General features: G+C 69.6%; 7 protein-coding genes. 2 read left to right on the top strand and 5 right to left on the bottom strand.

Features of this window, described 5'->3' with window-relative positions:
* Positions 1 to 166: 166 nt before the first annotated feature.
* Complete coding sequence (locus tag K2Z83_RS05670) at positions 167 to 1,885, top strand: penicillin-binding protein 2 (RefSeq protein WP_220594201.1); 1,719 nt, start codon at positions 167 to 169, stop codon at positions 1,883 to 1,885.
* 37 nt (positions 1,886 to 1,922) lie between these two features.
* Positions 1,923 to 3,323, top strand: a complete 1,401-nt coding sequence (locus K2Z83_RS05665; protein ID WP_370650076.1) for a S41 family peptidase — start codon at positions 1,923 to 1,925, stop codon at positions 3,321 to 3,323.
* A 123-nt stretch (positions 3,324 to 3,446) separates the two neighbouring features.
* On the opposite strand, the gene K2Z83_RS05660 is transcribed toward K2Z83_RS05665, so the two are convergent.
* The 5 genes from K2Z83_RS05660 to K2Z83_RS05640 form a co-directional block, all read right to left on the bottom strand.
* Positions 3,447 to 4,115 carry a DICT sensory domain-containing protein gene (locus tag K2Z83_RS05660; RefSeq protein WP_220594200.1) on the bottom strand — a complete coding sequence of 223 codons (669 nt, stop codon included), beginning with the start codon at positions 4,113 to 4,115 and terminating at the stop codon, positions 3,447 to 3,449.
* A gap of 27 nt (positions 4,116 to 4,142) precedes the next feature.
* Entirely contained in the window at positions 4,143 to 6,227 is a 2,085-nt protein-coding gene (locus K2Z83_RS05655) for a tetratricopeptide repeat protein (protein ID WP_220594199.1), read from the bottom strand.
* On the bottom strand, positions 6,214 to 8,067 hold the full coding sequence (locus tag K2Z83_RS05650) for a CHAT domain-containing protein (protein WP_220594198.1): 1,854 nt from the start codon (positions 8,065 to 8,067) through the stop codon (positions 6,214 to 6,216). The genes K2Z83_RS05655 and K2Z83_RS05650 overlap by 14 nt, the downstream gene beginning before the upstream one ends.
* Positions 8,068 to 8,413: 346 nt before the next feature.
* Positions 8,414 to 9,310 carry a tRNA (adenosine(37)-N6)-dimethylallyltransferase MiaA gene (gene miaA, locus K2Z83_RS05645; protein WP_220594197.1) on the bottom strand — a complete coding sequence of 299 codons (897 nt, stop codon included), beginning with the start codon at positions 9,308 to 9,310 and terminating at the stop codon, positions 8,414 to 8,416.
* Between the two features lies 1 nt (position 9,311).
* A complete protein-coding gene (locus K2Z83_RS05640) occupies positions 9,312 to 10,082 on the bottom strand; it encodes an alpha/beta fold hydrolase (protein ID WP_220594196.1) in 771 nt (256 codons plus the stop codon).
* Positions 10,083 to 10,191: the final 109 nt, after the last annotated feature.

Here is a 10,191-nt window from a genome sequence, read left to right as displayed (position 1 = left end):
ACTTCAGTCGCCAGCCGGGGGGCTTGCCCCGTTTGCACCAGCCCTGGGATCCGTCGGCCTCTGCCCGCCCCCCCACCCAGACGTATAGTATAATTGTGGGTGCTGTGTGCCTGGTACGCTGTGTGCCTCAGGCCACTTCGCTTTTTAGTCGAGAACAATGGGCTTTATGGGGGCACGATCAATGCTGCGCGCCGGCCTTGTGCTGGCTGCGCTCGCCCTGCTCGGCTACGGGATCCTTCAGCCGGTCGAGGCTGATACCCGCTGGCTGATCTGTCTCTGGGCGTCGGCCCCGCTGATCGGGCTGGCCGGCTGGCTTAGCCAGCCGGCCTCGCCGCGCGGACTCCCCCGCAGCGTCGCCAACGTGGGCCTCGTCATCCTGGTCGGATTCGGCCTGCTCAGCCTCCAGCTCCTGCGCCAGCAGTTCGTCCAGGCCGACGCGATCTATACCTACGTCGCCGTCGGCGCCGACGGCAGCACCACCAGCAACGTCCGCCCCGTCCTCGACTCGCAGCGGGTGCTGCGCGGCCAGATCCTCGACCGGCGCGGCGTCGTGCTGGCCGATAGCGACTCGGTCGATGGGTTCGCCCGCCGATCCTACCCGCTGGCCGACCGCTACGACCCTGCCGCCTTCAGCAATATCCTCGGCTTCTTCAGCACGCGCTACGGCCAGAGCGGCCTGGAGGCGACCTACGCCGCCTACCTGACTGGCGACCGCGGCAATGAGCTGCAGCGCATCCAGGAGCAGTTCGTCGGCGGGCAGCGGCGCGGCAACACCCTGGTGCTGACCCTGAACGCCGACCTGCAGGCCCGCGCCGCGCAGGCCCTCGGCGGGCGCACCGGCTCGGTGGTGGTGCTCGACCCGCGCAGCGGCGCGGTGCTGGCGATGGTCTCGCAGCCGGGGTTTGACCCGCGCGGCCTGAGCTTTGACCCGAGCGCGCCCGACTGGGAGGCCGAGAACGCCCGCATCGGGGACTACTGGTCGCAGATCAACGCCGATAGCGCCGGGCAGCCCCTGCTGAACCGCCCGGCCCAGGGCCTCTACCCGCCTGGCTCGACCTTTAAGACGCTGACTGCGATCGCCGCCCTGGAGCACCAGGGCGCCGCCCAGCCCGATAGCATCACCTGCCCGCAGGAGTATCGCCCCGACCCGAGCGCGCCGCCGGTGGTGAATGCGGTGGACAACCTCTCGTCTCTCACCGGCGACCCGGCGACCCTGGAGAAGGTCTACGCCTACTCGTGCAACACGGCCTTCGCCCAGTATGCGGTGCGCCTCGGCCCCGACCTGTTCGGCGATACGGCGCGGCAGTTCGATATCTACCCGCCCCAGAAGGCTCCCTCGCCCTACGGCGAGTTCTCCGACCTGCCGACGGCGGCCAGCCTGCTGTATGTTGACCCGGGCTTCCTGAACCAGCCGCGCGGCATGGCCGACACCGGCTACGGCCAGGGCCAGCTGCTCGTCACTCCCCTGGAGATGGCGATGATCACGGCGGCGGTCGCCAACGATGGCGTGATGATGCGGCCCTACCTGGTGCAGAAGATCACCCGCCCTGACGGCAGCCTGATCGTCGAGCAGTCGGCGCGGCCGATCCGCCGGGCGATGTCGGCGGCGATCGCCAAGACGATGCGGGCGGATATGTCGGCGGTGGCGCGCTACGGCTTCGGCCGCTCGGTGAGCGAGTACACGCCCGGCATCGCGGTGGGCGGGAAGTCGGGCACGGCCGAGCACGTGCCGGGCGCGCCGCCCCACGCCTGGTTTATCGCCCTGGCCCCCCTGGAGAGCCCGCGCTACGCGGTGGCGGTGATGGTGGAGAGCGGCGGCGAGGGCAGCAGCGTCGGCGCCCGCCTGGCCGGCGAGGTGCTGGCGGCGGCCTTTGCGACAGAGTGATCTCGGTGACAAGGTGACAAGGTGACAAGGTGACAAGGTGACAAGGTGGTGGGGTGACAAGTTCTGGCGGCGTGGCGCGGCGCTGGCGGCAGCATCTCTGCTCGTCGCCGGCTGCGGCGCGCGTGCGGCGCAGCCCCCCGCGCGCCCGACTGGCACGCCGATCGCGATCGTCTCCGCCGTCACTGCGATCCCCGCCCCGCCAGAGGCGGCCCCCCCGACGCCTACCCCCGCGCCCCCGCCCCGCGCGACCGCCGCGCCATCGCCTGAGCCGACCCCCTCTGCGACAGCGACTCCCGCCAGCCTGACGCCCACGAGCATCCCGACGACGGTGCGCCAGCAGATTCTCGCCGAGGTCTGGACGACGGTGAACGACAACTACCTCTACTCCGACTTCCGCGGCCTAGACTGGGCCGCCGTGCGCGAGGAGTTTGTGCCGCTCGTCGCGCAGCCCCAGAGCGATGAGTCGTTCTACCGCCTGCTGGGCGCGATGGTGGAGCGGCTCGCCGATAACCACTCGCGCGTGCTGGCGCCGAGCGCGGCGAAGCGCGAGGATGTGCTGAGCAGCGGCATCGATGAGCAGGTCGGGATCGGGGTGATCGCCCTGCCCCTGGCCGACTCGCTGCTGATCCAGCACGTCTTCCCCGATAGCCCGGCCGACCGGGCCGGCCTCAGGGCGCGTGACCGGATCGTGGCGGTGGACGGCGTCTTCTACACGCGGGCCGACATCCAGGGGCCGGCGGGCAGCAAGGTGCGGATCACGGTGGTGCGCCCCGATGCGGCCAGCCGCGATATGGTGCTCACCCGCAGGCTTGTCGAGGGGCGAATCACGCCGGAGGCCCGTATGCTGCCGGGCCGCGTCGGCTACCTGGAGGTGACGACGCTCTGGGTGAATGATATGGCCGACCTGGTCGCATCCTCGCTCGATGCGCTCGCACGGCAGGGTCGCCTCAACGGCCTGATCATCGACCTGCGGCGCAACCCGGGCGGCTGGCGCGCGGTGCTCACCGGGATGCTCGGCCACTTTGTGCGTGGCCACGTCGGCGACTTCTTCAGCCGCCAGGGCGACACGCCCCTGGAGATCGCTGCCTCGGCCCCCCCTGATCTGCGTGGCCTGCCCCTGGTGGTGCTCGTCGATGGCGGCACCGCGTCGTACGCCGAGCTGCTGGCCGGCATCCTCCAGCGCGAGGCCGGCGCGATCGTGATCGGCGCGCCCTCGGCGGGCAACACCGAGACGATCTACTCCTACGATCTCACCGGCGGCGCGCGGCTCTGGGTCGCCCAGGAGGGCTTTCGCCTGCGCAACGGCCAGAACCTGGAGGGTGTCGGCGTTCAGCCTGACATCGCCCTGTCCCAGGACTGGACGCGCTACAGCGAGGAGTCCGACCCGTGGATCCTGGAGGGCCTGCGGGTGATCCGCGAGGGCTTCGGCGGGAAGTAGGTGTGGGTGGGGCTGAGTCCCTAGAGCGGCGGGCAGAGGGATTGAGCCTGTCATCAGGAAGGCGCGAGCGCAGCGAGCCACCAGATTCAGTGACTCAGTGGCTCAAGCATGCTGCTCAGTGCTCTAATCCGTGCTGCCAACCGCCCGCTCGCCGACGCTCTGGCTGAGGGGGGCCGGCGGCGTCCAGCGGGGGGCGGTGATGCGGGGGCCGATGGGGCGCGGCGTCTGGCGCTCCTGGTACTCCAGCGAGAGCTTGTTGAAGCGGCGCAGGTTGAGCTGCTGGGCCTCGGGGTCGCGCCCGGCGGGGATCTCCATGTGCAGGTCGAGCTCGATCGACAGGCTGCGGCAGATCGCGTTGACCAGCCGCGGGTCGCTGGTGAACATCGTCTGGAAGCAGCGATCTCGGCTGTGGAGCCCGTCGGTCTCGAAGACTTCCGTCGCCAGGAGGGCGCAGGCGAAGCCGGGCGCGTTCACCACCACGAACCACTCGTCGGCCACTGGCCAGTCGGGGCTGATCGGCGCGAAGGTGATGCCGTCAATCTCGGGCGGGTCGTCATCGGCCACCGCGCAGACCCAGATCCGCTCGTATGCTGTGGCGATCTGGCGGTAGTGCGGCGCCTCCTGGTGGAATGCCGAGAGGTGGCGCGCTCCCACGGCCAGATGCGCGTCGGGGAGGCCCTGGAGCACCACGTCTTCCATGGCGCGCCCCATAGACTGGAGCGCGCAGAAGGTGGTGACGGTCGCCGATGCGATCGATGGCGTGAGGAACGGGCGCGTGACCGAGAGGGGCATACAAGCAATCCTGCCATTAGGCATGTTTCAAACGCACTTGACAGTTTGGGCCTCAGGCCACCAGCGCATGGCGGCGGCCTGGGGGTGCGCGGGGTAGGCGGCGAGGTAGTCGTCGAGGTCGGCGATGGCCTCCCGGAGCTCGACCTCAGGCGCGAGATGCGCGCCGCGCCGGTAGAGCTCCTCCGCGCCGGCATGGTCGCCGGCGGCGAGCCGGTAGAGCGCCAGGTTGAAGCCGAGGCGCCAGTTCTCCGGGCTCGCCTCAAATCTCTTCTGCCCATACTCCAGCGCCCGCTCGAGATCGGCGCGGGCCTCCTCGGGGCGGCCGATCAGCTCGTGGAGGATCGCGCGGTGGTAAAAGCCAAAATCAACCTCTGGCTCAAGCTCAATCGCACGATTGATATCAGTGAGTGCTTCATCATAGCGACCAAGAGAGCGGAGCGTAACGCCTCGACTTCCTATAGCGGCGACAAATGTTGGATCGATCTCAATGACGCGGTTAAAATCGGTCAGTGCGCTCTCATATTGCCTCGTCTGTCGATAGAGCTCGCCGCGACCGCCAATTGCTGCGGCAAAATGATGATCGAGCTCGATAGCACGAGTGAAGTCATCGATCGCATGATCATAACGCCCCATTTGCCTGTAGATTTCACCGCGCCGGCCGATAGCCCAGGCGTAACTTGGGTCAAGCTCAATCGCACGAGTCAAGTCAGCCAGCGCCTCGCCATAGCGATATACAGCCTGATAAGTGACGCCACGTGAGGCAAGCGCCCATGGGTAATTCGTACTGAGCGCAATTGCGCGGGAGAAGTCAGTCAGCGCCTCGTCGTATCGCTTCATCAGGCGGTAGGTCTCGCCGCGCCGCGCGAATGCTGAGGCGTCTTTAGGATTAAGCTCAATCGCGCGGGAGAAGTCGGCGAGTGCTTCGTCAAAACGCTGCATAAGCCGATAGCTCTCGCCGCGCTGTGCGAACGCCGAGGCGTAATTATTATCGAGTTCGATGGCGCGGGCGAAGTCAGTCAGTGCCTGATCATACTGCTTCAGCGAGCGATGTGTTATGCCGCGCTGGACGACGGCCCATGTGTAGTTGGGGGCAAGCTCAATAGCGAGGGAGAAGTCGGCTATGGCCTCCTCGTAGCGCTTTATCAAGCGGTAGGTCTCGCCGCGCCAGGCAAACGCTGAGGCGTCATGAGGGCCAAGCTCAGCTGCACTTGTGAAGTCGGTCAATGCTTCATCATAGCGCTGCATCAGGCGGTAGGTTTGAGCGCGCTGCCTATAGACCCAGCTATAGCTGGGGTCAAGTTCGATAGCGCGGGAGAAGTCGGTGAGCGCCTCATCATAGCGCTGCATCAGGCGATATGTCTCGCCGCGCGAGGTGTAATTACCCGCATCCGGCGCAAGATCAATCGCCTGGCTATAGTCGGCCAGCGCCTCGTCGTAGCGCTGCATCAGGCGGTAGGTTTGGCCGCGGCCACCATAGGCTAACGCGCTGGGGTTTAAGCTAATCGCCCGATCAAATGCTTCCAGCGCCTCGTCATAGCGCCCCATAATCCGCAGCGTGCGGGCCTGATTGCGCTGGGCCTCGGCGTGCTGCGGGTCCAGTGCGAGCGCCTGCGCAAAGGCGGCCAGGGCCTCCTCGTTGCGCTTCAGGTCGACGAGGATGCTGCCCTGGGCCTCGATAATGTCGGCGCTCTGCGCAGCGTGTGCGCGCAGGCGTTCGAGCAGCGCCTCGGCCTCCGCCGGGCGGTCGAGCCGGCAGTAGGCCCGGCCCAGCTGCCGGTACGCCGCGGCCGGCGGCACAGCGTCCGCGTCCAAGGCGTCGATCGCTCGCTGAAGCGTGACGGCGGCGGCCTCGCGGGTCGGGCGGTCATTGCTGCGCGTATGCTCCAGCGTCGCGGCGAGCTGCTCGATCGCCTCGCGATGCTGGCCCGAGTCGAGCAGCGACATGCCGAGGGGCAGCAGCAGGTTCGGCTCGCGCGGGGCGCGCCGCAGCGCGGCGCGGAAGACGTCGATCGCCTCGGCGTGCGCGCCGGCCTCGCGCAGGACAAGCCCCAGGTTGAGATAGGCGTCGAGGATCTCTTTTGCGCTATCGTCGCTGAGCTCAGCTGTCGTCATTGCCTCGTGCTCCTGCCGATCCACGGAGGTCATATGCATCGCTGCCGGCACGCAGCTGCGCGTCGATGTCAGGCTCGCTCGCGGCGTCCAACCCCTCGTCGCTCAGGCTGCGGCTGCGCGCGGCGCTGCCGCTCGCCCCTTGCCGCTGCGCGGCGGGGGCGGATTTCTGCTGCTGGTCGATCTTGTCTAGGAGCTCATGGCGGAGGAGCCAGGCCAGCGGGGTGTGTACCAGATGGTGGCTATGGATCGTCCCAATATCAGCGGCTATCTGCCGGATATGCTTGATCGGATCAACTGGGCTAGAATTGAGCGGTTGTTTCGCCCATACGGCATAGTAATTGATCGCTCTCAGCTCGTAGATCTCGCGCTCTGAGATGGCGTGCTTCGCGGGCTGGCCATAGCTCTCGATAATGTTACGGAGCAGCTTGGAGACTTTCGCGTGGCTTCCCTTGAGATAGGAAAAGCGCGCCTCTTCAAAGAGTAGCGGCGCATAATCATCGCCATAGATTGCTTGCGCTTTCATAACTAATGAGTTGATGTCCGTAAAGAGTCGTTTCCGCTCATGCGGCGCCCGCAGCATCGTCCCGTCAATCATCTGGCGCAGCTTCTCCAGCGTGTCGGAGGTGTCGCTAGGGGGGCGCGAATGGCTGTCGGGCATCTCGCTTGCGGCGCGGTCGGGCTGCGCGCCTGTCAGCTGGAGATCGTCGATGCCGCGATCTTCGCGTGGGTCGTAGGCCCGCTCGCGGTCAGGATCGGCGTCCGGCATCGCGCGATCTTCGCGGGCGCGCTCCGGGCGCCAGAGCCTGCCGTCGGCGACCCGCAGCAGCAGGGCGGGCATCCACCAGGGCAGGCCGGGGTCGAGGGTCTGTCGGGCCTGGGACAGGGCCAGGTCGATCTGGCCGTGGGCGAGCAGCCGCTGGAAGAGCGCCGGCATAAGCTGCTCGATCAGCCTCACCGGGGCGGCCCCCTGCATGGCGACCACCGCCGGCACGCCGGCGCGGGCCAGCCGCGCGCCGAGCGCGACCAGCGCGCCCTCGCCCTGGGGACCGGCGGCGCTGTCGCAGACGGCCAGCACCACCAGCAGCGGCCGCCGGCGCAGCCCGGCGATGGCCTGGGCCAGATCGGCCCCGCCCACGCGCTGGGCGGCGCCGCCTTCATCCTCCAGCCAGAGGTAGCTCTCGCCGCTGTGCAGCGTGCCGTGGCAGGCCAGGTAGAGCAGGTCGCAGCCGTCACTCAGCGCCGCCAGCAGCTCCCGGCGCGAGGCGCGCGGCCCGCCATCTGGGTCGCCGAGCGCGACGATGGGCAGCGGGGCCAGGGCATCACGGGCGAGGCGCAGCTCGCCGGCCGCATCGACCGGGGCCATCCCGGGGCGCAGGCCGCGCGGGCTGGCGGCGACGGCCAGGGCGCGCAGGTCGCCGCGCGGCCCGACCCTCACCGGCGTGAGGTCGCCCGAGCTGAGGTAGCGCGAGAGCAGCACCTGGGCGCTCTTGGCCAGGGGCGCGTCTGTCTGCGGGTCGCGCAGCCGCTCCCAGCACAGGGCGTGCATGTCGTCGGCGCGCAGGCTCAGCCGCAGGCGCAGCTCGCAGCCGGCGCCGTGGGCGGCACCTCGGGCCGTGTCCCAGGCCGAGCGCAGCGCGTCGCTGTGGAAGAGCGCCCGGCTGAGCAGGTGCCCATACGCCTCGGGGTCGCCGTCGGCGGCGAGCAGGGCCACGGAATCAATCGCCACCGGCACACGCTCGGCCCGCATCGCCCGCGTATCGCCGTGGGTCAACTGGGCATCGGCGAGGAGCTGGGCGTCGCCCTGCCGGTAGAGGCTGATCTCAAGATCTGCGCTGGCCAAGGCGGTTCCGTTGTCTGGCTAGTGGAGTACGATAGCCTATCTTAGCAGATCGGCAGAAGGCCGCGCAAGCAGAGGGGGCAAAGCTCTCAGGGCTGTTGCAACGTCGCTGGCGGCTGAAGCCGCGCCGCGGGGGCCTTGTGCGCCTGGCTGCGCTCGTCCCGCCCATGTTGCAACGTCGCTGGCGGCTGAAGCCGCGCCGCGGGGGCCTGCGGACAGTCGCCCGCCTGCGCGGGCGGTTCCGGCGTCGGCGCAGGCCGACGCCCGGCGCAACGCGCCCCGTTGACGCGACTTCCAGTCGCCAGCCGGGGGGGCAGGGACGTTGCTCATGCCCTGTCAAAACCCTCGGCTACCCGCCCAGTTCTGTCCACCCCTCGCCCTCGGGCTCCCATGCCTCAAGGTTGGGCAGGCGGCGGAACCATGCGCCCTGGCGGCGGATGAAGCTGTGGGTGTCGAACTTCAGCCGCTCGGCGCAGGCCTCCAGCGATGCCTCGCCCTCCAGGAAGGGCCGCAGCTGGATGTAGCCCAGGCTCGACATCGACGGCAGCTCCCAGCCATAGCCGCGGGCGCGCAGGCCGGCCACCTCATCGGCCAGGCCGGCGGCCAGCATCGCGTCCACCCGCGCGTCGGCGCGGCGGTAGATCTCCTCGCGGTCGCGCTGTAGCCAGATCGTGCGGATGGCGTAGGGCGGCGGCACCCGCGTCTGCTGGGCCGAGATCGTCTCGCCGCTGACCATGTAGACCTCCAGGGCGCGGATGACCCGGCGCAGGTTGGTCGGCGCGATCTGCGCGGCGGCGGCCGGGTCCACCTCGGCCAGGCGGGCGTGCAGCGCCCCGGCGCCCAGCTCGGCGGCCTGGCGCTCCAGGTCGGCGCGCAGCGCGGGCTGCGGCGGCACCCGCGGGATCTGCCAGCCCTCCAGCAGGGCGGCCAGGTACTGGCCGGTGCCGCCCACCAGCAGCGGCGCGCGCCCCCTGGCCACAATGTCGGCGATCGCGGCCAGCGCCAGGTCCTGGTAGGTCGCCAGCGAGAACTCCTCGTCGGGGTCGCGGATATCGACCAGGTGGTGCGGCGCGGCCGCCAGCTCCTCGGCGCTCGGCTTGGCCGTGCCGATGTCCATCTGGCGGTAGATCTGCCGCGAGTCGGCCGAGACGATCTCGCCGCCCACGCGGCGGGCCAGCGCGACGGCCAGGGCCGTCTTGCCCACGGCCGTCGGCCCGACGATCGCCGTCAGGGTTGGCTGGCCCATATCACGAGCCGATGTCGGTCAGAAACGCGCGGATGAGCGCCGAGAGCCGGGCGGGCTGGTCGTCCTGGATGCTGTGGCCGCTGTCGGCGACAAACTCCAGGCGGCAGGTCGGGATGCGCGCGGCCAGGCGGCGCACATCCTCCGGCAGGTTGTTCACCTCGCCGTCGCCGTTGATCAGCAGGGCCGGGCAGCGGATCTGGTCAGCCTGCGCATAGACGATGTTGCCGCCGGCGGCCACGATCGCGGCGGCGGCGGCGGCCCACCCGGCGACCAGCGGCTCCAGCATCTCTGCGCCCTGGGTCTCCAGGATCTCGGCGCGCCAGTCCGCCCTGCTCGCGTCCCACGCCGAGACCGGCAGCCAGCGCTGGGCGGCGGCGGCCATCTGCGGCGAGATCACGCCGGCCACGCCCCAGGCCACCACGCCGCGCAGCAGGTCGGGCCGCGATGCCGCAAGCAGCAGGGCGCTCTCGGAGCCGTCGCTGAAGCCGAGGGCGACGACCGGGCCGGGGTCGAGCTGGTCGAGCAGGGCGGCCATGTCGGCCGCGTCGCGCTGGTAGAAGTCGGGCGGGAAGTCGCGCGCGGGCGGCCGGCTGGCCCCGTAGCCGCGCAGGTCGGGCGCGATCACGCGGTGGTCGCGCGCGAGGTCGGCGATCAGGCCGCCGAGGTGGCTGCGCGCGGTGCCGGTGAACCCGTGCATCAGCAGCAGGGGCGGGCCGGCGCCCTCGTCGTGGTAGGCGATCGGCGCGCCGTCGGGGAGCACCACCGTGTGCATTCTCACCTCCTGGTAGTAGATAGGATCAGCGCTGGTAGTATAGCCAGGGCATGTGCAACGTCCTGCGCGCCCCCTGGCTGGCGACTGACGTCGCGCCGGCAGGGCGCGC

It is taken from the genome of Oscillochloris sp. ZM17-4, assembly GCF_019599295.1.
Taxonomy (GTDB): Bacteria; Chloroflexota; Chloroflexia; order Chloroflexales; family Chloroflexaceae; genus Oscillochloris.
Note: the sequence above shows the minus strand (reverse complement) of the source record. Positions and strands in the feature narration are given on the sequence as shown.

Coding starts and splice junctions, on each gene's coding strand:
- K2Z83_RS05670 (WP_220594201.1), top strand. CDS start 167: ATGGGGGCACGATCAATGCTGCGCGCCGGCCTTGTGCTGGCTGCGCTC.
- K2Z83_RS05660 (WP_220594200.1), bottom strand. CDS start 4,115: ATGCCCCTCTCGGTCACGCGCCCGTTCCTCACGCCATCGATCGCATCG.
- K2Z83_RS05655 (WP_220594199.1), bottom strand. CDS start 6,227: ATGACGACAGCTGAGCTCAGCGACGATAGCGCAAAAGAGATCCTCGAC.
- miaA (WP_220594197.1), bottom strand. CDS start 9,310: ATGGGCCAGCCAACCCTGACGGCGATCGTCGGGCCGACGGCCGTGGGC.
- K2Z83_RS05640 (WP_220594196.1), bottom strand. CDS start 10,082: ATGCACACGGTGGTGCTCCCCGACGGCGCGCCGATCGCCTACCACGAC.